This is a genomic window from Bdellovibrio sp. ArHS (genome assembly GCF_000786105.1).
Lineage (GTDB): Bacteria > Bdellovibrionota > Bdellovibrionia > Bdellovibrionales > Bdellovibrionaceae > Bdellovibrio.
Window position 1 is genome coordinate 1 of the sequence record NZ_JTEV01000008.1, and the last position, 611, is coordinate 611.

Annotated in this window: 1 protein-coding gene; it reads left to right on the plus strand. The window is 48.6% G+C overall.

Features of this window, described 5'->3' with window-relative positions; all coding sequences use genetic code 11:
• Positions 1-147 precede the first annotated feature (147 nt).
• A partial coding sequence (locus OM95_RS04315; protein WP_291515557.1) for a DUF5602 domain-containing protein occupies positions 148-611 on the plus strand: 464 nt, incomplete at its 3' end.

Below are 611 nucleotides of genomic sequence, written 5' to 3' on the forward strand. Positions count from 1 at the left end.
CCCAATAAGGCGTCGACATTTTAAACAGGGGACAATTCGGGGAATTCTCAAAACGAGACGGATTTCCATGATTAAAAACAACCGCCCTCGCAGAATCTTGTCGTTGAACTAAAACTCGGATTTCATTCCAAAAAATCAGGGGGATTTATGAAAGGACTTATTATCTTTTGCGGACTTTTTTTATCGAGCCTTTACGCTCACGCCTTTGTGATCTTTGGGGAGGCCGTTGCCGTGGGTGAAGGCAAGGTGCAAGCCTTTGCGAACATTGGTGAAGATGGAACGCCTTATTCTGTAGGACTGGCTATGACGGAAGGAGCTTTAAATGCTCTGCCTCAACAAGAGCCGGGCGAATATACTTTGAAGTTGCCGGCCGTGTTGAATATTCCACCGTATAACCACATGGTGATCAACTGGATGCCTCACGGGCACGAGCCCGACGGTATTTACAACCGTCCTCATTTCGATTTGCACTTCTATTTTATTTCGGAAGCTTCTCGCAAAGCGATTACCTGCATGGGGGCGGACCGGGCCCTCTGTCTTAAACAACCGGACCCTGACAAAATCCCCCCGTTCTATGTGGGAGGCCCGGAAGGAGTTCCCCAAATGGGTTG